We start from the raw sequence: 21,716 nt of genomic DNA on the forward strand, positions 1-21,716 counted from the left end.
ACCCGTTCGATGAGCTGGGCCGGAACCCGTCCCGCCGGGTCCCGGCCGGTCGGATCCCGCCCGGCGGGCGCGCGGCCGACGTCGTCCCGTCCGCCGCGTCGCTGACTGCCGTCTCCCTGTCACACCCTGCCGCCTGTCCAAAACAGATCAGGGATACGCGGGCTTTCCGCGTATCCCTGAATCTGAGGTCTGGCTCAGAGAATGCGTGCCGACCAGCCGTAGGGGTCCGCGGCCCGGCCCCACTGGATGTCCAGGATGCGCTTGCGCAGTTCGGCGGTGACCGGCCCGGTGCCGCCGTCGGCGATGGTGAAGTCCCCGGCCTCGGACCGGATGGTGCCGATCGGCGTGACCACGGCCGCGGTGCCGCAGGCGAACGACTCCACCACGCGGCCGCTCAGCGCCCCGTCGCGCCACTCGTCCATGCTGATCGGCCGCTCCTCGATGACCCGGCCGTCGGCGCGCGCCAGCGTCATGAGCGAGTCACGCGTGATGCCCGGCAGGATGGTGCCCGTCAGCGGCGGCGTCACCAGCGTGCCGTCGTCAAGGACGAGGAAGACGTTCATGCCGCCCAGTTCGTCGACATACTTGCGCTCCACCGCGTCGAGGAAGACGACCTGGTCGCAGCCCTTCTCCGCCGCCTCGAGCATGGGCGCGAGCGAGGCGGCGTAGTTGCCGCCGCACTTGGCCGCGCCGGTGCCGCCGGGCGCGGCCCGGGTGTACTCACTGGAGACCCACAGCGAGACCGGCTTGACGCCGCCCGTGAAGTACGCGCCGACCGGCGAGGCGATGACGCAGAAGATGTACTCCTTGGCCGGCCGCACGCCGAGGAACACCTCGCTGGCGATCTGGAACGGCCGCAGGTAGAGGCTGGCCTCCTCGGTGCCCGGGATCCAGTCGCGGTCGATGGTGACGAGTTCGCGGATCGCGCCGAGGAACAGCTCCGGCGGCAACGGCGCCATCGCCATCCGCTGGGCCGAGTCGACGAACCGGGCGGCGTTGGCGTCGGCGCGGAACAGGCTCACGCCGCCGTCGGCGAGCTTATAGGCCTTGAGCCCTTCGAAGATCTCCTGCGCGTAATGGAGCACTGCCGTCGCGGGATCGAGCGGGAGGGGTCCGCGCGCCTCGACGCGTGCGTCGTACCAGCCCTTGCCCTCCGCGTACTTGATGGTCACCATGTGGTCGGTGAATACCCGGCCGAAGCCTGGGTTGGCCAGGAGCGCCTCACGCTCCGCCCGCGCGACCGGGTGGGGGTTGGGGTGGATCTCGAACAGGTCTCCCATGGCGGCGTGCCCTCCATCTGATGCCACTGGGGTGACGCGGCCGCGCTGCGGGCGTCACCGTGGTCTGGCTGAAACTTACCTCTAACGGTCGTTCAACTGCAGACCCGGGCTGTGCCGGACAACGGGAGAATGCTCGTGCCCGGCCACGGCCGGGCCGTGGTTTTACTGCGCGCCTACTACGGCGCCGGCTACTCGGTCCCCGACCTCGGCGGTCACGACCGCGGTGCCGGTGCGCTGCGTGAGCTCCGCCGCCACCGCGGCGTTGATCTTCTGGGCCGCCTCGGGGTGACCGAGGTGGTCCAGGCACAGGGCCACCGACAGGATCGCGGCCACCGGGTCCGCGATGCCCTTGCCCGCGATGTCCGGCGCCGAGCCGTGAACCGGTTCGAACATCGAGGGGTACGCCGAAGGCGGGTTGATGCAGCCGCTGGCGGCGAGGCCGATGCCACCGGTGACGGCGGCGGCGATGTCGGTCAGGATGTCGCCGAACAGGTTGTCCGTGACGATCACGTCATAGCGCTGCGGATTCGTCACCATGAACATCGAAGCCGCGTCGACGTGCTGGTATTCAGTGGCGACGTCCGGGTACTCCGCCTTGACCGCGTCGAAGGCACGCGCCCACAGCCCGCCGGCGTGGGTCAGCACGTTCGTCTTGTGGACCATCGTGACCTTGCGGCGCTCCCGCCGGGTGGCCCGCTCGAAGGCGTCGCGGATGACGCGCTCGACGCCGTGGCGGGTGTTCAGGCTCTCCTCGGTCGCCACCTCGGCCGGCGTGCCACGGTGCATGGAGCCGCCCGCACCGGTGTAGAGACCCTCGGTCCCCTCCCGGACCACGACGAAGTCGATTTCGCCCGGCTTCACTCCGGCCAGCGGCCCGGCGGTGCCCGGCCACAGCCGGCTGGGCCGCAGGTTCACGTACTGGTCGAAGTCGAACCGGAGCTTCAGCAGCAGGCCGCGCTCCAGGACGCCCGGCGGCACACTGGGGTCGCCTACCGCGCCGAGCAGGATCGCGTCGTGCTGGGCCAGCTCCTCCTGGACACTGGCCGGCAGCACCTCGCCGGTCCGGTGGTATCGTGCCGCGCCGAGATCGTATTCGGTGGTCTCGACGGAGGGCAGCAAGGCGCGCAGCACCTTGAGTCCCTCGGCGACCACCTCGGTCCCGATGCCGTCACCAGCCACGACTGCGATGCGCACGACGTCTCCACTCCGTTGGGTACGCTCGACTGTACGGGCTCCGTCCTACAAAGCGGTACTCGCGTCTCACTAATTGATACGCCCCCCGCGCGTGGCGGGCAGCCCGCACAATGACGCCATGCCGCTGTCCCCGCAGTCGCTGGCCCCCGAGGAAGCCATCCACGCCTATCGGACGATCGAGCGCCGTGGTTCCCTCGTCGCGGCCGCCGGCATGGCCGGCCTCGTCCTGATGTGGTGGCTGGAAGCCCCGCTCTATCTCGGGATAGCGCTCCTCGCGCTGGTGCTGGGCAGCCTCGCCGTCGGCGTCAAACGCGATTCCAGCCTCCCCCGGGTGGTCGAGGCGCTGCATACGCTGGGCCTCGCCGGTGGTCCCGCGGTCGCCGACCCGGCGACGGTCCGGTCCGAGGTGCGAACGCGCTGGTGGCATCTGGACAACACGTTTCCGCCGATCTGGCTGGCCTACACCGCCGTCTTCGCATGGGTCGGCAACCAGGCGGCCAGCCTCCCGGTCACTGCGATCACGATCGCTGTCATCGCCGTCTTCGTCGCGGCGGAGGCGTACGCCAACCCGTTCATGCCCCGACTGCCTGGAGTGGCGATGCGATTGACCCCGGCCGGGGTCGAACTCCCCAAGGCCCGGCTCACACTGCGCTGGCCGGAGATCGACGCGATCTGGCCGATCCCCGACTCCGGCACCCGTCGCCTGGGACTGGCTCTGCACCTGGCGGACCCGCAAACCACCCTGCCCGGCCGCCGGCAGCGCCGCGCCGTCGCCCGGAACGGCGGCTGCGTCTTGCTGCGGGAGAACTGGCTTCAGGCCCCGCTGGTGGACCTGCTCCGAACAGCGCACGCGTTCAAAAGAGCGTCGATGGAGGGCAGTTGACGATGCGGTGGGGTGAACTTCCGCGGACGACGCGGGACGAAGTTCGACGGCTCGCCCAGAAGGGTTACCCGCACCCGGATCCCGCGATCCAGCGGGCGGCGGCCGACTGGGGCGTACGCGTCCGCCGCCTCCTCGTCTGGCTGTTTCCCCTCATGGCGGTGGCGGTGCTGCCGACCTTCCTGCCCTCGTCGTGGCGATACGGAGCGTCGGGCGTCGTCGACTTCCTCCTCGGTGCCTGGATACGGGGCGCCGAGATCCTCGTCCTCGTCGGGGCGATCTGGTTCACGGTCAGCGTCCGGCACTCCGAGCGGGTCGAACGGGTGAACACCGAGGCGCTGCTCAACGCGGTACATCGTCCGGCGACCGAACCCTTCACCGCACACCGGCGGCTGCTCGTCCCGGGCTACGACCTCGGCGTGGTCACCTGGGGCGTCTTCGCCGCCACGATGACGCTGAGCATGCTCGACAGCGTCGGCGAAATGACGGCCGAGGACAGCCCCGCCATCCTGCGTACGCTGACCCCCTGGGCGGAAAGCGTCGTCATCACCTTCGGCGTCTCACTCGGCGCGATCCATCTCGCGACCGCCGCCATGATTCCCCGCGGGCGGGGCGCCTTGGTGGCGCTGGACGCCGACGGGGTGACGATCCCCCACCTCGGGCTGGCCTTCGGCTGGGCCGAGGTCGACCGAGTGGAATTCGGCCACGGGATGTCGCTGGCCTTCCGCCTACGCGACGCGGACGGCGTCCTGCGGCGGGCCCAGCCGAAGCCGTGGCGGCGCTGGCAAGTACGCCACCTCCAGGGCGTGCTGTCCATCCCGGCGGTTTCGATGCGGGAGCCGATCAGCGAGGTCGTGGCGAAGGCGCGTGCACTGCACTCGGCGTCCCTCGCCGGCACGGCCGCGCGCTAGCCCTTACCCGGCGCAGTCGCCGCACAGGTCGCCCCGGTCACCGCGGTCCCGGTCGCGGTGGCGCGGGGTCGCAGTCGCGCGGGGTCGCAGTCGCGCGCGGTCGCAGTCGCGCGCGGTCGCAGTCGCGCGCGGTCGCGGTGGCGCGCGGTCGCAGTCGCGCACGGTCGCGGTGGCGCGGTCGCAGCGCATGATCAAGTGCCCGTGGGCAGCTCTGCGACGCCGATTTCCAAGATCATGCTCCGGTGGTATGCGGAATGGGCCCCTCCAGCGCATACCACGGGAACATGATCTCCGATTCGAGCCGGAGATCGCAGACCCAGGGCACTTGATCTCGCCGCAGCGCGCTTCCGAATCGAGCGCTTATCGAGACCGGCCGCGACGGTGAGTTGATCAGTACGCCGCGGGATCGATCAGGGCGCTCGGGACACGACACGCCGGCCGATCACGACCGAAGGTTCATGATCGCGCGGAAAGAGCGGGGCGGGAGAGCGCGCCGAAAGAACGGGGAGCGGGAAAGCGCGGGAGGCGGACCCGGGGAAGGTGCGCCGATGGCCGGGACGCGGCAATCGTCCCGGCCATCGGTTTTGAGCACATGCGGGTCGCGTCACCCGAAGACGGACCCGAAGTCCACTGGGGACTTCAGCAGGTTAGCGGGCGTCGCAACGCAAAGCAAGCATCCGGTCACTCTTCGGTGAGGTCGACCGCCGCCGCCGCAGTCGCGCCGATGGACGCGGCCGCCTGCTGCAGCAGCTCGGCGCCGATTCCGCTGTCGACGGTCAGGGTCATCAGCGCCTCGCCACCGGCAGCCCGCCGGGCGACCTGCATCGAGGCGATGTTGACCCCGGCCTGGCCGAGGAAGGTGCCGATGGTGCCGACGATGCCGGGGCGGTCGGCGTACCGGAAGAAGAGGAGCACGCCCTCCGCGTCCAGCTCCAGGTCGAAGTCGTCGACTGCGGTCAGCTTCACCTGGTCGCGGAGACCGTTCGACACGACCGTGCCCGAGACGGTGACGACGCGACCGTTCGGCTTCGCTCCGCGTACCGTCACGAGATTCTTGTGCCCCACGACCTCGGCTGCGGTGACCAGCTCGACCTCGACGCCCCGGTCCGCCGCCAGCAGCGGCGCGTTGACGTAGGTGACCTGCTCCTCCACGACGGCGCCGAAGAGGCCCTTGGTCGCGGCGAGCTTGAGGACCGACACGTCGTGGGCGATGATCTCGCCGCGGACGTCGACCGTGACGCTGGCGGCGACCCCGCCGGCGACCGCGGTGAAGACCTTGCCGAGCTTCTCCGCGAGCGGCAGCAGCGGGCGGACCTCCTCGGCCACGACCCCGCCGGCCTGCACGTTGACGGCGTCCGGCACGAACTCGCCCTGGAGGGCGAGCTTCACGCTCTTGGCCACGGCCAGGCCCGCCTTGTCCTGTGCCTCCGCAGTGGACGCGCCCAGGTGCGGGACGGCCACGACGTTGTCGAAGGCGAACAGCGGCGAGTCGGTGCACGGCTCCTTGGCGAAGACGTCCAGGCCCACGCCGGCGACCCGGCCGTCGGCGACCGCGTCGGCCAGGGCGGCCTCGTCGATGAGCCCGCCGCGCGCGGCGTTGACGATGCGTACGCCCGGCTTGACCATCTTGAGTTCGTTGACGCCGATGAGGCCGAGCGTCTCCGGGGTCTTCGGCAGGTGGATCGAGATGAAGTCGGACTCGCGGAGCAGCTCCTCCAGGCCCACCAGGCGGACGCCGAGCTGAGCGGCGCGGGCCGGCTGGACGTAGGGGTCGTACGCGATGAGCCGGGTGCCGAACGCGGCCATCCGCTGCGCGAAGAGGACGCCGATCCGGCCGAGGCCGACCACGCCGACCGTCTTGCCCTGGATCTCGACGCCGGTGAACTTCGAGCGCTTCCACTCGCCCTTCTTGAGCGAGGCGCTCGCGGCGGCGGTGTGCCGGGCGACCGCGAGCAGCAGCGCGACGGCCTGCTCCGCGGCGGAGACGATGTTGGAGGTCGGCGCGTTGACGACCATCACGCCCCGCGCGGTCGCGGCGGCGGAGTCGACGTTGTCCAGGCCGACCCCGGCACGGGCCACGACCTTGAGCCGGGAACCGGCCGCGATCGCCTCGGCGTCGATCTTGGTGGCACTTCGGACGATCACGGCGTCGGCTTCGGCCAGCGCGGCGAGCAGGGCCGGGCGGTCGGTGCCGTCGACGTGGCGGACGTCGAAGTCGTGAGCGAGGACGTCGAGGGCCGCAGGAGCGAGCTCTTCGGCGATGAGAACGACGGGAGTCACTGTTGCCTCACGGGATTCTTGTGATCCAGGCCGGACGGGCCAGGGCAGAAAAGAGAGAACCGGCCCGCGACATGACGTGTGATGGTGGCACGCCGCAGACGGCCGCTCCGGGTGGGGAGGACCGCCGGAACGCAACGCCGCGCTCGGGCTCTACCAGGCGAATCGTACGGCTTGCCGGGCATCCGGCGCTGGGCTGGCACGGCGTGACGGTCATCACGTCACCCGGGTCCCGGGACGCTATCGGGCGCGTCCCGGGCGGGCAACGGCCTATGCGAGCACCGATGTCTCCCGAACCGTGTCGCGTACGACACCCCGCTCGATCGGCACGACCGTGCGCGGAGTCACAGCGGTCACCTTGTGACCGAACTGACGGAACGACGTCGCCCCACCGGCCAGGACGTCGTAGAGGCGATCGAGGGCGAGCGTGCCGACCGGCGGGTAGACGCGTTCCCGCGGCGGCTCCTGGCCCGGCTCCAGCGCCCCCTGAAGGATCAGGAAATCCAGGATCTCCGTACGCAGGGAGGGCGGGCACACCGGGGAGTGGTAGAGCACGTTGAGCGCCTGGAAGCGCATCGACTGGACGTGCTCGTCGCCCTTGTTGTCGTGGAAGTGGGGATTGCAGGTGCCGATCTGGAGCATCGGCACGCCGACCTCGGGCGGGACCGGGGAGGCGTCCGGCAGCACGCCGCCGAACTGTTCGAACAGCTCGACGAACTGGAACGGCTCGACGGCGAAGCCGCCGGCCATCCGCATCCGCAGCCCCAGCTCCAGGCTCAGCGCGTGCTCACCGGCGTTGCCGGTGACGATCGCGTCGGTGCCGAACCCGGAGTACTCGGCGAGCAGCCGGTTGAGGAAGTCGTTGGTGACCTCCGACGTCCGCCCGCGCTTGCTGAAGAACAGCCGCCCGTCACGGACCTTCGGCTTGGAGTCCCAGGCGATGCGGACCATCGAGTAAGGACTGTCGGCCAACGCCAGCCCGGCCGCGTAGACCTTGCAGTACTCGTGGACCGACCCGGGGACGTAGTTGTCGGCGTCCACGTAGCCGATGTAGCGACGGCCGCTCATCGCGGCCAGGGCCATGGCCAGGATCATCGCCTCGCCCTTGCCGCCGCGTACGCCGCCGGTGGTCTCGTCGACGATCTCGGGCATGCCCGCCGCCTTCATGGCGGCGCCCACCCCGGGATCGCTCTGATGCACCGCCAACGCCGGCCGATTGGCCAACCGGCAGTACTCCTCCAGTGAGCGCAGCTCGATGTCGTACCGGTCCACGGGGGTCCGGTCGCTGTTCGAGACGAGGACGATCAGGCAGTCGTGCGGAATGCCCGCGAGGACTCCCTCGATCACCCGGCGCGGCTCGTTCATGCAGGGGACGACGATGACCATGTCGCGTTCGATTCCCCGGAGCGTGTCCCGGCCGACCACTCGGGTCGAGCCGTCCCCTTGGACCCGCTCGACCTCGTCATCGGCCGCGGAGGCGTCGATCTCGACGACTCGCTGCAACGGGCTGATTCGGACGGCGCCGAACCGCTCCGTTCGGTACGAATACTCCAACCGCATGGCCGGACGATACCTGAACGGACGATAAAGCACCCACCCTTGCGGTTTCAGTTGACGCCAAGCGGATGAACACTCTGTGACGCAGACCGACAAAACGGGCCACGCTTCGAGGGATCGCCCCGGCGTGGCCCGTCTCTTACCTGAAGGTTCGGTGGTCCCGAATTTCTCAGGCGGTCTCGGTGATCGGCCGGTCGACCCAGCTCATCATTCCGCGCAGCTTCTTGCCGACCTCCTCGATGGGGTGGTCCGCGCCCTGCTGCTGCAGCTTGGTGAAGTTCGGGCGACCGGCGTCGTCCTCGGCGATCCACTCGCGAGCGAACTCGCCCGACTGGATCTCGCCCAGGATCTTCTTCATCTCCTCCTTGACGGCGGAGTTGATGACGCGCGGGCCGCGGGTCACATCGCCGTACTCGGCGGTGTCGGAGACGCTGTACCGCATCCGGGCGATGCCGCCCTCGTACATCAGGTCCACGATGAGCTTCAGCTCGTGCAGGCACTCGAAGTACGCGATCTCGGGCGCGTAGCCGGCCTCGGTGAGCACCTCGAAGCCGGTCTGCACCAGCGCCGCCGTACCGCCGCAGAGGACAGCCTGCTCGCCGAAGAGGTCGGTCTCGGTCTCCTCGGTGAAGGTGGTCTGGATGACGCCGGCGCGGGTGCCGCCGATGCCCTTGGCGTACGACAGGGCCAGGGCGAGCGCGCCGCCGGTGGCGTCCTGCTCGACGGCGACCAGACACGGCACGCCCTTGCCGTCGACGTACTGCCGCCGGACCAGGTGACCCGGGCCCTTCGGCGCGACCATCGCCACGTCGACGTCGGCGGGCGGCTTGATCAGGCCGTACCGGATGTTGAGCCCGTGCCCGAAGAAGAGCGCCTTGCCGGCGGTCAGGTTCGGCTCGATGGACTCGGCGTAGATCTTCCGCTGGGCGGTGTCCGGCGCGAGGATCATGATGACGTCGGCCTCGGCGGCCGCCTCGAACGGGGTGACGACCCGCAGACCCTGCTCCTCCGCCTTGGCCCGGCTCTTCGAGCCCTCGGGCAGGCCCACCCGGACGTCGACGCCCGAGTCACGGAGCGACAGCGCGTGCGCGTGCCCCTGGCTGCCGTAGCCGATCACCGCGACCTTGCGGCCGGCGATCACCGAGAGGTCGGCGTTGTCGTCGTAGAAAACCTCGGTCACTTGAACTCTTCCTTCCTGGGCAAACCTTGCTCATCCTGCCGCCGGGCCGTCGCTGGCCCGTACGGTGGGACGGGACGTCTCACAATGTGAACCCGCTGGATCAGGGTTCCGGGTCGAATCTTGGTCCAAGATTCGACCGAGAACCCTGATCCAGCGCAAACGACACGGGTCAGGCGGCGGAGCGGAGTGCCGGAGCGGCGGTGATGGAGCGCGAGCCCCGGCCGATCGCGACCCGGCCCGACTGCACCATCTCCTTGATCCCGAACGGCTCCAGGTCCCGGAGCAGCGCGTCGAGCTTCTCCGAGGTCCCGGTCGCCTCGATGGTGAGAGCGTCCGCCGCGACGTCCACGACGCGCGCCCGGAACAGCTGCACCGTCTCCAGCACCTGCGACCGGATCGGCCGGTCCGCCCGCACCTTCACGAGCAGCAGTTCGCGCTGCACCGAGGCGGCCGGCTCCAGCTCCACGATCTTCAGCACGTTGATCAGCTTGTTGAGCTGCTTGGTGACCTGCTCCAACGGCTGGGTCTCCGCGTCCACCACGATGGTGATCCGGGAGATCTCGGGATGCTCGGTCTCCCCCACCGCGAGCGAGTCGATGTTGAACCCGCGCCGGGAGAACAGCCCCGAGACCCGGGCGAGCACGCCCGGCTTGTTCTCCACCAGAACCGACAGCGTGTGCTTCGTGGCCATCACAGGTCGTCCTCGTCGAAGATGGGGCGCACGCCCCGGGCGAACATGATCTCGTCGTTGCTCGTGCCCGCGGCCACCATCGGCCACACCATGGCATCCTTGCCGACCACGAACTCCACCACGACGGGGGCGTCGTCGATCGCCATCGCGGCCTCGATCGTCTTGTCGACGTCGGCCGCGCTCTCGCAGCGCATCCCGATGCAGCCGAGCGCCTCCGCGAGCTTCACGAAATCCGGGATGCGGTGCTTGTGCGTACCGAGGTCGGTGTTGGAGTAGCGCTCGCCGTAGAACAGCGTCTGCCACTGCCGGACCATGCCCAGGTTGCCGTTGTTGATCACGGCGATCTTGACCGGGATGCCTTCGAGGGCGCAGGTCGCGAGTTCCTGGTTGGTCATCTGGAAGCAGCCGTCGCCGTCGATCGCCCAGACCACGGTCCCGGGCCGGCCGACCTTCGCGCCCATGGCGGCGGGAACGGCGTACCCCATGGTCCCCAGGCCGCCGGAGTTCAGCCAGGTGCCCGGCTTCTCGTACTTGATGAACTGGCTGGCCCACATCTGGTGCTGGCCGACACCGGCGACGTAGATCGCCTCGGGTCCGGCGATCTCACCGATGCGCTGGATGACGTACTGCGGGGCGAGGGTGCCGTCACTGGGCTCGTCGTAGCCCAGCGGATAGGTGGTTCGCATCTGGTCGAGCTGGCTCCACCACTCGGCCAGCCGCTTGCGGCTCGCCTCGTCCTGCCCGGCGAGCGCGGTCAACAGCTCCTCGATGACGTGCTTGGCGTCGCCCACGATCGGCACGTCCACCGTGCGGTTCTTGCCGATCTCGGCGGGGTCGATGTCGGCGTGGATGATCTGCGCGTCCGGCGCGAAGGTCTCCAGCTTGCCGGTCACCCGGTCGTCGAACCGCGCGCCCAGGGCGATCAGCAGGTCCGAGCGCTGGAGGGCGTACACCGCCGCGACGGTGCCGTGCATGCCGGGCATGCCCAGGTGCTGGGGGTGCGAGTCGGGGAACGCGCCGCGCGCCATCAGGGTGGTCACCACCGGCGCGCCGGTCAGCTCGGCCAGCTCCTTCAGCGCGTCGGTCGCCTGCGCCTTCAGCACGCCGCCGCCCACATACAGAACCGGGCGCTTGGCCTGGCCGATCAGCCGGGCGGCCTCGCGGATCTGCTTGCCGTGCGGGTGCAGGGTCGGCCGGTAGCCGGGCAGGTCCAGGACCGGGGGCCAGCTGAAGGTGGTCTGGTTGGTCAGCACGTCCTTGGGGATGTCGACCAGCACCGGGCCCGGCCGGCCGGTCGCGGCGAGGTGGAACGCCTCGGCCAGGATGCGGGGGATGTCCTCGCCTTCCTGCACGAGGAAGTTGTGCTTGGTGATCGGCAGCGTGATGCCCTGGATGTCGGCCTCCTGGAAGGCGTCCGACCCGATCGAGGGCCGCGCCACCTGCCCGGTGATCGCGACGATCGGCACCGAGTCCATGTACGCGTCGGCGATCGGCGTGACGAGGTTGGTCGCACCCGGGCCGGACGTCGCGATGCAGACGCCCACCTTGCCGGTGGCCTGTGCGTACCCGGTCGCCGCGTGCCCCGCGCCCTGCTCGTGGCGGACGAGGATGTGCCGGACGGAGGAGTCGAAGATCGGGTCGTACGCCGGGAGGATGGCGCCGCCCGGAATCCCGAACATCACCTCTACTCCGAGCGCCTCCAGCGACTTGACCAGGCTCTGCGCGCCGGTCACCGAGACGGGTGCGGGCGGCGGCGGGGTGGCCGCCGTGCGATGGGCGGCGGCCCGCTGAGCGAGCGCCTCCGGTGTGGGTCTGGTCATTCCTCTGCCTCTCGGTAACCCCAACGGCCGTCTGAACCCAATAAAAAAGCCCTCGTGCTGTATGCACGGGGCTAGCGCACTCTCGATCTTGCTGAGAGTGCGCTCAGGTAAGTACTCGGGCGACGTGCCGGGTCGACATGGCGTCAACTCTTACGCATCTCAGCCGCTGAGTCAACTTCTCCCAGCTTCTGGGACAACGGTGTCGGCTGTGCCGGCAGCATCGACGGCTGAGCCGAGGCGAGCAGCGCTTCCATATGCTCCGCCGGCACTCCCCAGCCGAAGAGGCTGCCCTGTCCGAATCGGCACCCGGCGCGCTCCACCGTCGCGCGCTGACCCTTGTCGGTGATCCCCTCGGCGATGACCTCCAGCCCGAGCCGGTGCCCCATGCGTACCACCACGTCCACCATCGGAGCGGGCTGCGACTCGCGGACGCCGGTGTCCCAGACCAGGCTGTGGTCGATCTTGAGGATGTCGACGGGCAGATGGCGCAGCTGCCCGAGCGAGGAGTAGCCGGAGCCGAAGTCGTCGAGCGCGATCCGCGCGCCCATGTCGCGCAGCGCCGCGAGCCGGGCCTTCAGCTCGTCGAGGTCGGTCGCGACGGCCTGCTCGGTGACCTCGAAGACGAGCCGCGACGCCGGTACGCGATGCGCCCGCAACACCTCGGCGACGCGCGTCACGTACTCCGCGGGGTGCAGTTCGCGCGGCGAGACGTTGACCGACACCCAGACGTCGTGGCCGTCGGCGAGCCACCGGGACAGCTGGCGGCACGCCTCGTTGAGCACCCACGTGCCGAGCTGGACGATCTGCCCGGACTCCTCGGCGATCGGGATGAACTCGTCGGGCCGGATGGCGCCCAGCTCCGGATGGTGCCACCGCATCAGGGCCTCCGCCCCGATCGGGCGCATCGACGGCAGCGCCACGACCGGCTGGAACACCACTCGCAACTCGTCGCGCTCGATCGCTCCCCGCAACTCGTGCTCGAGCGTCGTATGCCGCCGCAGCCATTCGTCGTACTCCTGCGAGTACTCCTCGACCCGGTTCTTGCCCCGCTGCTTGGCGAAGCGCAACGCCAGATCGGCGTTGCGCATGAGCATCGGCACGCTGTCGGCCTCCTTGCAGCCGGCGAGCCCGATGCTGGCCGAGAGGTAGACCATGCCTTGCCGCGCCTGATACGGCCGGCACAAGACGCCGAGCAGCCGTTCGGCGACGAGCATCGCCTCGGCCGGGCGCGCCCACATGAGCACCGCGAACTCGTCGCCGCCGAGCCGGGCCGCCACGTCGCCGGGGCGCAGGTTGAGCCGCAGCCGCTGGCCGACCTCGACCAGCACGTCGTCGCCGACGTCGTGGCCGCGCATGTCGTTGACGTTCTTGAAGCCGTCCAGGTCGATGGCGAGCAGGGTGCACGGCGGGCCGCCGACGGCGTCCTCGAACAGCGTCCGCAGCAGGCCGCGCCGGTTGCTGAGCCCGGTCAGCGGATCGGTGTGGGCCAGCTCCCGGAAGTGGCGTTCGCTGTCGGCCAGGCGGGTGGCGTACCGCTTCACATCGAGGTAGCCGAGCTGCTGCCGGGCGACCAGGAGCAGCCCGACCACCATGCCGGCGATGATGGTCGGCAGGTCGAGGGTGCCCTCGTTCCGCGACGCCTGGTACGTCGTCGCCACGAGGATGGCGAACACCGGGGTCAGCGCGGTGAGCAGGCCGGAGGTCGGGGCGGGGAGTTCGAGTTCGGCCCGGACGTCGCGCCAGCGCGGGCGGTACGCCATCAGCCCGACGCCGAGCGGCAGCAGCCCGCCGCCCACCAGGATCATCCAGCTCAACCCGTAGCAGATGCCGGTGCCGAGGGCGGTCTCGGCGATCACGGCCAGCGCCGCGCCGAGGGCCGCCCGCGCGATCGGCCGCCGGGGCGGCTGCACGCGGGTGGACAAGGTCAAGGCCAGCCCGGCGGTCAACGGGGTCAGCACCGCGGCGACCGCGATCGGCACGCAGCCGCCCCGGCTCGGCAGCGGGAACAAGGCCGAGTTCGGGTTGACCACGAGCACCCAGCCGCAGATGAACAACGCCGCGCCGATGGTCAGCCCGTCGAGCAGGTGCCTCGTGCGTACGCCCGGGGTGTCGCCGATGCCCGGCAGCCGGAGCAGTCCCCAGCCGAGGATGGGAGCGCCGAGGATGGCGCCGAGGGCGATCAGCCCGCCGAGCATCATGCGTCCGTGCCGATCGTCCTGCCAGCCGTCGGCCAGGAAGGCGAGCGCGGCGACGGTTGCGAGGAGCGGCCCGGCCAGGACCACCACGACCCCGACGGCGAGGAGCCGGGGGCCGCGGGAGGACCGGCCGCTGGCGCGGGCCGCTCGCCACAGGGACCAGGCACCCGGCAGCGCGACGATGGCGCTCACCGTGGCCGCGAGCGCCAGCGGCCGCTCCAGCGGAGCGGCTGCCGGCAGTCCCGGGGGGAGGAGCACGATTCCACTCTGCCGTACCGAAAAGATCCTTTCCGCACCCGCTGTGCGATTCGGAGTTAACAATTCGGCGTTCGAGGGACGGGTTCCCGACAGATGGACCGGGCCGGGTGCGCGGCGAGCCGTTCCGGAATCGCGGTGGCAGACTTTTCAGCATGGTTGAGCTGCGGTCGAGGACCTCCACGCACGGCCGGACTATGGCGGGCGCACGGGCGCTGTGGCGCGCCACCGGCATGACCGACGACGATTTCGGCAAGCCGATCGTCGCCATCGCCAACAGCTACACCCAGTTCGTACCGGGTCACGTCCACCTCAAGGACCTCGGCGGCCTCGTCGCCGACGCGGTGGCGGCGGCCGGCGGAGTGGGCCGCGAGTTCAACACCATCGCGGTCGACGACGGCATCGCGATGGGCCACGCCGGCATGCTCTACTCGCTGCCCAGCCGCGAGCTGATCGCCGACGCCGTGGAGTACATGGTGCAGGCGCACTGCGCCGACGCCCTGGTCTGCATCTCCAACTGCGACAAGATCACGCCGGGCATGCTGCTGGCCGCGCTGCGGCTCAACATCCCGACGGTCTTCGTCTCCGGCGGCCCCATGGAGGCCGGCAAGACGGTGGCGATCGAGGGCGTCGTCCACGAGAAGCTCGACCTGATCGACGCGATGGTCGCCGCCTCCAACGACTCCGTCAGCGAGGCCGACCTCGACCGGATCGAGCGGTCCGCCTGCCCGACCTGCGGCTCCTGCTCCGGCATGTTCACCGCGAACTCGATGAACTGCCTGACCGAGGCGATCGGCCTGGCCCTGCCCGGCAACGGATCCACGCTGGCCACCCACGCCGCCCGTAAGGAGCTGTTCGAGCGGGCGGGTTCGCTGATCGTCGACCTGTGCAAGCGCTATTACGACGGCGACGACGCCTCGGTGCTCCCGCGGGCGATCGCCACCCGTGAGGCGTTCGAGAACGCCGTGGCGCTCGACGTCGCGATGGGCGGCTCGACGAACACCGTGCTGCACCTGCTGGCCGCGGCCCGGGAGGCCGAGCTGGACTTCGGCGTCGCCGACATCGACGCCGTCTCCCGCCGGGTGCCCTGCCTGGCCAAGGTCGCGCCGAACTCGCCGAAGTACCACATGGAAGACGTCCACCGGGCCGGCGGCATCCCCGCCATCCTCGGCGAACTCGACCGCGGCGGGATGCTGCACCGCGACGTCCACTCCGTGCACTCCCCCGACCTGACGTCGTGGCTGGCCGAGTGGGACATCCGCAGCGGATCCACGAGCGACGCGGCGATCGAACTGTTCCACGCCGCTCCGGGCGGAGTGCGTACGACGGAGCCGTTCTCGACGCAGAACCGGTGGGCCACGCTGGACACCGACGCGGCGGGCGGTTGCATCCGCTCGGTCGAGCACGCGTACACCGCCGACGGCGGGCTCGCCGTGCTCCACGGCAACCTCGCCGAGGACGGCTGCGTGGTCAAGACGGCGGGCGTGCCCGAGGAGGTCTGGCGGTTCAGCGGACCGGCCAAGGTGTTCGAGTCCCAGGACGACGCGGTCACCGGCATCCTCGCCGGCCAGATCGTCCCCGGCGACGTCGTGGTCATCCGCTACGAGGGCCCCAAGGGCGGGCCGGGCATGCAGGAGATGCTCTACCCGACCTCCTTCCTCAAGGGCCGGGGCCTGGGCAAGAGCTGCGCGCTGATCACCGACGGCCGGTTCTCCGGCGGCACCAGCGGGCTGTCCATCGGGCACATCTCGCCCGAGGCGGCCGGCGGCGGACTCATCGCGCTCGTCGAGCCCGGCGACATCATCAGCATCGACATCCCGGCCCGCAGCATCGTCCTGGAGGTACCGCAGGACGTCCTCGACGCCCGGCGGGTCGCCCAGGACAAGCGGGACAAGCCGTACACGCCGGTCGACCGGGTCCGGCCGATCAGCGCGGCACTGCGGGCGTACGCGTCGATGACGACCAGCGCCAGCGACGGGGCGTACCGGCGCGTCCCCGACTGACCTGACCCCTTCCCGCCGCCCAGCCTTGAGCGCTGGATCAGGGATCCGGGTCGAATCTTGGTCAAGATTCGACCGAGAACCCTGATCCAGCGCTCAAGCGGGCCGGTGCCCAGGCGGCCGCGTTCACATGAGCGGGATACGTTGGGGCGCATGGCCGTCAACTCCTTCATGGTGGAGCTGGGCACCCCCGCGCCCGCCTTCACTCTGCCCTCCGCCGCGACCGGCGAGCCCGTCTCGCTCGACGACTACCGGGAGTCCCCGGCGCTGCTCGTGGCGTTCCTGTCCAACCACTGCCCCTACGTCCGGCACATCGAGGCGGCGCTCGGCGAGCTGACCACCCGGTACGCCAAGCTCGGTCTCGCCACGGTCGCGATCAGCGCGAACGACGTCGAGAACTATCCGGACGACGCCCCGGCGAAGCTCGTGGAGCAGACCGAGCGGGCCGGCTTCCAGTTCGCGTACCTGCACGACGAGAGCCAGCAGGTCGCGACCGCCTATCGAGCCGCCTGCACCCCGGACCTGTTCCTCTACGGTCCGGCAGACGCCGAGGGACGGCGGCCGCTGGCGTACCGGGGGCAGTTCGACGACTCGCGACCCAAGAACGGCGCGCAGGCGACCGGGGAGTCGCTGGCCGCCGCAGTCGACGCGGTGCTCGCAGGCGAGTCCGTGCCCGAGCCGCACTGGCCGAGCACCGGCTGCTCGATCAAGTGGAAGCCGGGCAACGAGCCCGCCTGACCTCCGGCGAGCCCGACTCACAGGTGCCGTCCAGGCCAGGCCGATCCGCCGCTGACCCGGCCCGGCCAGCCTGGACGCCATGACAGCCCCGACCCTTGCACCCGGTATCGCGCACCCCGCCGACCAGCGGCAACTCGTCCTGGACGTGGTCATCCCGGTCTACAACGAGGAGGCCGACCTCGGGCCCAGCGTCCGGCGGCTGCACGCGTACCTCACCCGGCATCTGCCCTACACCTTCCGGATCACGATCGCCGACAACGCGTCCGTCGACTCGACGCCGCTGGTCGCCGCCGGGCTCGCGGCGGACCTTCCGCACACCCGAGTGGTACGCCTGGAGGAGAAGGGCCGGGGCCGTGCCCTGCGCCACGTCTGGTCCGCCTCGGACGCCGCCGTGCTGGCGTACATGGACGTGGATCTGTCGACCGACTTGGCGGCCCTGTTGCCGCTGATCGCGCCGCTGATCACCGGCCACTCCGACGTGGCGATCGGCAGCCGGCTGGCCCGGCAGTCCCGCGTCGTGCGGGGCGCGAAGCGGGAAGTGATCTCCCGGGGCTACAACCTGCTACTCCGGGGAACCCTGGCCGCGTCGTTCTCCGACGCCCAATGCGGGTTCAAGGCGATCCGGGCCGACGTGGCCCGGGAGTTGCTGCCGCTGGTCGAGGACACCGGCTGGTTCTTCGACACCGAACTGCTCGTGCTCGCCCAGAACGCGGGGATGCGGATCCACGAGGTGCCGGTCGACTGGGTGGACGACCCCGACAGCCGGGTCGACATCGTCGCGACCGTCAAGGCCGACCTGCGCGGGATCGCCCGCGTCGGGCGTAGCCTGCTGACCGGTGCGCTGCCGCTGGCGCACCTCCGCGAACGGCTCGGCCGGGGTCGCCCATACGCCCCCCGCCCAGGCGTGATCATTGCGTCAGCCATGCTGGTGCTTCGGGCATTTCGCCGCCCGAAGCAGCATGGCTGACGCAATGATCAGGAAGCGCCGGCCGGGCGGCTCCCACTCCTACGCCGGCCGGCGCCGCTGAAGCGCCCGGCCTCACTCGGCCCGGACGTTGTCCAGGTCGAAGTCGCCCGAGCTGAGGTAGATCAGGACGCCGTGGACCTCGCCCAGCGCGGTCTGGTCGCACGACACCCCGTTGAACAGGTCGATCTCGATCGTGGTGGACGCACCCTGCGGCACCCAGGTCCACGAGCCCTGGCACCAGGCCCAGCCCGCGCCGACCTGCAACGCGACCGTCGTCGAGGTGCCTGCGGCCGCCCCGGCGCGGATGTCGTACTTCAGGGTCGCCTTGCCTGCGATGTTCAACGGCTGGGCCGCGGTGTTGCCGAACCACCCGCCGTCGGCGGCCGCCACGTGCAACCCATACGCCCCGTCGGTGTGGAAGTCGGCGGTCTGCGCGACGGTTCCGGCGTTGGCCTGCCAGCTCCCCGCGGCCCATCCGTCCACCCCGGACTCCCACGACTCGATGGCGATCGCCGCCGTCGGATCGGGTTTGACGGTCACCACCAGGTCGGCGACGTTCGAGAGGCGGCCCGCCGCGTCGCGTACGACATAGTGCGCGGTCGTCTTGCCCACGAACCCGGAGGTGGGCACGAAGCTCACGTCGCCGGAGGCCGCGGTGAAGACGCCACCGCCGACCGTGACCGAGCCCTGGACCCCGGCTACGTCGGGCTGGAGATCGAGCGACGCCACCCGCAGATACGTCCGGTACGCCACATCGTTGGCGAGCGGGTGCAGCGTGACCGGAGTGTCGAACTCGGTGACGGCGGTGTCGTGGTCGGCGACCGGCGGACGGCTGCTCTGCCCGTGGACGAGTTCGTCGCCGCCGTTGGCGATCGTCGTGCAGACGGGGCTCGGGCAGTAGACCGTGAACCCGTCGTAGTCGGGGTAGAGCGTGCCGTCGTCCTGGGAGCCCGAGAGGATCCAGTAGAGGAAGCCGTTGCCACCGGCGGCCCGCACCGTGTCTGTCCACTCTCGATAGACCGGGTTGCGGGTGGCCTTGTCCTTGTAGCCGAATTCGCCGAGCATCACGGCCTTGCCGAGGCGGTGAGCCGTCGCGATGTGGTCCGAGATCCACCGGGTGCCCCACGACGCCGTCTTGCCCCACCCGTCCGGGTAGAGGTGGAAGGACATCACGTCGACGGCGGGTAACGCGGTGAGCGCCGCGCTGTCGGTGCCCGGCCCGCAGTTGGTGGTCCAGTCGTCGGTGCCGAGGTTGGCGCAGGTGAAGCCCTCCTCCCCGACGCTGACCAGGTGCTTGGGGTCGATCGACTTCACGTGCCGGGTCATCTCGTCGGCCCACGCGGTGATCGTCTCCGGGTGCTGCATGCCGCAGGCGTCGGAGGTCGGGTAGACGCCCGAGCCCTGGCAGCGTGGCTCGTTCGCCAGTTCCCAGGTCATGACCGTCGGATCGTCGGAGTACTTCACGCCGGTCAAGCTGTTGGTGCGGTTCAGCACGTGGCTGATCCAGTCCTTGTACCAGCCCTTGATCCGGGCGTCGGTGTAGAAGTCGTCGTGGTGCGACAGCCCGGCCCAGCGCACGTACTGATCCATGCCGCCGAAGTCGCTCCAGTTGTTGGTGAAGGCGAGGACGAGCTTGATCCCGCTCTGCTTCGCGCGGTAGAGGACGTAGTCGAGGCGCTGCAGCCCGTCCGGCCCGTCGTTGTACGCGGGCGCGCCCGTCACCGGATCCCAGTACTGCAGGTACACGCCGTTGGCTTTGCCGGCGACGGAGTCGCTGCCGTCGGCGTTGCCGATGTCCAGCCAGGCCCACGTACGCAGCACGGTGAACCCGGCCGCCTGCGCGTCGGCGAAGACGTCGTCGGCCATCGCCGGCGACTGGTACATCAGGTAGTAGTTGTTGCTGCCGTAGAACTTGAACGGCTTGCCGTTCAGCTTCAGCTGGGTCCCCTGACGGGTGACGTAGCCCGGGTCCGACGCGTACGCCGGGGTGACGGGCAGGACGACGGCGAGGCATGCCGCGAGCAGCAGGCAGAAGCGCCGGAGCATGGGCGTACTCCTTGAGGCGTCGGGTGGTCCGTGAGAGCGCCATCACATCACTGAACCGGTTAAGTGTCAACACCACGACCGAACCGCCCAGGAGGCGGCCGACGGGGCCGCTGGGCAGGTGGCCTAAACTTCGACAGGTCGCGACTGGCGCGGAACTTCGGGTGGAGAACCACCGGGGAGCGATCCGATCGGCCACAACGCACCGTGCGCCTGGGTGCGGGCCGAGTTACGTCTGCCAGCAGCCTGCCAGGAGGTTGACCCATGCACGAGCCGAAGATCTCGCACCTCGCGGCCGAGGACCCCGCCCTCGCCGACCTGATCGAGCAGGAAGCCCAGCGCCAGCACGACAAGCTGCGCATGATCGCCTCCGAGAACTACGTCTCCGCCGCCGTCCTCGAGGCGACCGGCACGGTCCTGACCAACAAGTACTCCGAGGGCTACGCGGGCAAGCGGTACTACGAGGGCCAGCAGCTCATCGACCCGATCGAGAGCCTCGCGGTCGAGCGCGCGAAGGCCGTGTTCGGCGCCGAGCACGCCAACGTGCAGCCGTACTCCGGGTCGCCGGCTAACCTCGCGATCTACCTCGCCTTCCTGCAGCCGGGCGACACCGTGATGAGCATGTCGCTGGCCCACGGCGGCCACCTCACGCACGGCTCGCCGGTCTCCATCACCGGCAAGTGGTTCCGCCCGGTGCACTACGGCGTCGAGCCCGAGACCGGTCGCGTCGACATGACCAAGGTCCGTGAACTGGCCCTGGCCGAGCGGCCGAAGCTGATCATCGCGGGCGGCACCGCCATCCCGCGGACCATCGACTTCCCCGCGTTCGCCGAGATCGCGCAGGAGGTCGGCGCGATCCTGATGGCCGACATCGCACACATCGCCGGCCTGATCGCGGGCGGCGCGCACCCGTCGCCGATCGGCCTGGCCGACGTCGTCACGACCACCACGCACAAGACCCTGCGCGGCCCGCGCGGCGCCATGATCATGGCCAAGGCCGAGCACGCCACCGCGGTGGACAAGGCCGTCTTCCCCGGCCTGCAGGGCGGTCCGCACAACCACACCACCGCCGGCATCGCGGTCGCGCTCCACGAGGCGGCCCAGCCGTCCTTCAAGGGGTACGCCCACCAGATCGTCGCGAACGCGTCGGCCCTGGCGGCAGCGCTCAACGAGCGTGGCTTCGACCTGGTCTCCGGCGGCACCGACAACCACCTGATCCTCATCGACCTGACCAGCAAGGGCATCCCCGGCAAGCCGGCCGCCAAGGCGCTGGACGCGGCCGGGATCGAGCTGAACTTCAACGGCGTGCCGTTCGACACGCGCCGCCCGTTCGACCCGTCGGGCATCCGCCTCGGCACCGCCGCGCTCACCACGCGGGGCCTCACCGAGGCGCAGATGCCGCAGGTCGCCGAGTGGATGGACCAGACGGTGACGGCCGCCGTCAAGGAGGACACCGCCGCCCTCGACCGGATCGCCGGCGAGGTACGCGACCTGCTCGCCGGGTACCCGATGCCCGGCTACACCGCCTGACCGCTTTCCGTTCTTTCGGCGCTGGATCAGGGATCTCGGCCGAATCTTGACCCAAGATTCGACCCGGATCCCTGATCCAGCGCCGTCTCCGGGGTATCTGAGATGGGTTAGACATCCCATGCGGCTGGACTGTCAAGCGGCGAGTTGTTGGTCTTGCTGGTTGCTGGTCCAGGCGGTGGCTTCGTCGTAGGGCGTGCT

The 21,716-nt window shown here is 70.2% G+C and carries 14 protein-coding genes, 1 pseudogene and 1 riboswitch; of the genes and pseudogenes, 6 read left to right on the top strand and 9 right to left on the bottom strand.

Features of this window, described 5'->3' with window-relative positions; all coding sequences use genetic code 11:
• Window positions 1–194: 194 nt before the first annotated feature.
• Both AB0H43_RS35775 and AB0H43_RS35780 read right to left on the bottom strand, forming a co-directional pair.
• Window positions 195–1,280, bottom strand: a complete 1,086-nt coding sequence (locus AB0H43_RS35775) for a branched-chain amino acid aminotransferase (RefSeq protein WP_360007110.1) — start codon at window positions 1,278–1,280, stop codon at window positions 195–197.
• A gap of 162 nt (window positions 1,281–1,442) precedes the next feature.
• Window positions 1,443–2,474 carry a 3-isopropylmalate dehydrogenase gene (locus AB0H43_RS35780; RefSeq protein WP_360007113.1) on the bottom strand — a complete coding sequence of 344 codons (1,032 nt, stop codon included), beginning with the start codon at window positions 2,472–2,474 and terminating at the stop codon, window positions 1,443–1,445.
• Between the two features lie 118 nt (window positions 2,475–2,592).
• Here AB0H43_RS35780 and AB0H43_RS35785 point away from each other — a divergent pair, with 118 nt between their 5' ends.
• Entirely contained in the window at window positions 2,593–3,357 is a 765-nt protein-coding gene (locus AB0H43_RS35785) for a hypothetical protein (protein WP_360007116.1), read from the top strand.
• Window positions 3,354–4,265, top strand: coding sequence for a hypothetical protein (locus tag AB0H43_RS35790; RefSeq protein WP_360007119.1), 912 nt, complete (start codon window positions 3,354–3,356; stop codon window positions 4,263–4,265). The genes AB0H43_RS35785 and AB0H43_RS35790 overlap by 4 nt, the downstream gene beginning before the upstream one ends.
• Window positions 4,266–4,946: 681 nt before the next feature.
• Here AB0H43_RS35790 and serA read toward each other — a convergent pair.
• The 6 genes from serA to AB0H43_RS35820 form a co-directional block, all read right to left on the bottom strand.
• Complete coding sequence (gene serA / locus AB0H43_RS35795) at window positions 4,947–6,545, bottom strand: phosphoglycerate dehydrogenase (protein WP_360007122.1); 1,599 nt, start codon at window positions 6,543–6,545, stop codon at window positions 4,947–4,949.
• A gap of 267 nt (window positions 6,546–6,812) precedes the next feature.
• Window positions 6,813–8,102, bottom strand: coding sequence for a mannosyl-3-phosphoglycerate synthase (gene mpgS, locus AB0H43_RS35800; protein WP_360007125.1), 1,290 nt, complete (start codon window positions 8,100–8,102; stop codon window positions 6,813–6,815).
• A gap of 166 nt (window positions 8,103–8,268) precedes the next feature.
• Entirely contained in the window at window positions 8,269–9,279 is a 1,011-nt protein-coding gene (gene ilvC, locus AB0H43_RS35805; RefSeq protein ID WP_360007128.1) for a ketol-acid reductoisomerase, read from the bottom strand.
• 169 nt (window positions 9,280–9,448) lie between these two features.
• Window positions 9,449–9,970 (bottom strand): acetolactate synthase small subunit, encoded by a 522-nt coding sequence (gene ilvN / locus AB0H43_RS35810; RefSeq protein WP_253760931.1) that lies wholly within the window; start codon window positions 9,968–9,970, stop codon window positions 9,449–9,451.
• Window positions 9,970–11,790 (bottom strand): acetolactate synthase large subunit, encoded by a 1,821-nt coding sequence (locus tag AB0H43_RS35815; protein WP_360007131.1) that lies wholly within the window; start codon window positions 11,788–11,790, stop codon window positions 9,970–9,972. The genes ilvN and AB0H43_RS35815 overlap by 1 nt, the downstream gene beginning before the upstream one ends.
• A 143-nt stretch (window positions 11,791–11,933) precedes the next feature.
• Complete coding sequence (locus tag AB0H43_RS35820; RefSeq protein WP_360007134.1) at window positions 11,934–14,243, bottom strand: EAL domain-containing protein; 2,310 nt, start codon at window positions 14,241–14,243, stop codon at window positions 11,934–11,936.
• Between the two features lie 152 nt (window positions 14,244–14,395).
• Here AB0H43_RS35820 and ilvD point away from each other — a divergent pair, with 152 nt between their 5' ends.
• The 3 genes and pseudogenes from ilvD to AB0H43_RS35835 all read left to right on the top strand — a co-directional run.
• Window positions 14,396–16,243: a dihydroxy-acid dehydratase gene (gene ilvD / locus AB0H43_RS35825; RefSeq protein WP_360007137.1), complete on the top strand. Its 1,848-nt coding sequence runs from the start codon at window positions 14,396–14,398 to the stop codon at window positions 16,241–16,243.
• A 150-nt stretch (window positions 16,244–16,393) separates the two neighbouring features.
• Window positions 16,394–16,978, top strand: a complete 585-nt coding sequence (locus tag AB0H43_RS35830; protein WP_360007140.1) for a thioredoxin family protein — start codon at window positions 16,394–16,396, stop codon at window positions 16,976–16,978.
• A gap of 79 nt (window positions 16,979–17,057) precedes the next feature.
• Window positions 17,058–17,855 (top strand): annotated as a pseudogene (locus AB0H43_RS35835) (dolichyl-phosphate beta-glucosyltransferase); the annotation flags it as partial.
• A 162-nt stretch (window positions 17,856–18,017) separates the two neighbouring features.
• Here AB0H43_RS35835 and AB0H43_RS35840 read toward each other — a convergent pair.
• Complete coding sequence (locus tag AB0H43_RS35840) at window positions 18,018–19,991, bottom strand: cellulase family glycosylhydrolase (RefSeq protein WP_360007143.1); 1,974 nt, start codon at window positions 19,989–19,991, stop codon at window positions 18,018–18,020.
• 130 nt (window positions 19,992–20,121) lie between these two features.
• Window positions 20,122–20,214, top strand: a riboswitch (ZMP/ZTP riboswitch).
• Window positions 20,215–20,252: 38 nt separating this feature from the next.
• Here AB0H43_RS35840 and glyA point away from each other — a divergent pair.
• Complete coding sequence (gene glyA, locus AB0H43_RS35845) at window positions 20,253–21,518, top strand: serine hydroxymethyltransferase (RefSeq protein WP_360007146.1); 1,266 nt, start codon at window positions 20,253–20,255, stop codon at window positions 21,516–21,518.
• Window positions 21,519–21,716 lie beyond the last annotated feature (198 nt).

The sequence above is a fragment of the Hamadaea sp. NPDC050747 genome (genome assembly GCF_040654195.1).
Taxonomy (GTDB): Bacteria; Actinomycetota; Actinomycetes; order Mycobacteriales; family Micromonosporaceae; genus Hamadaea.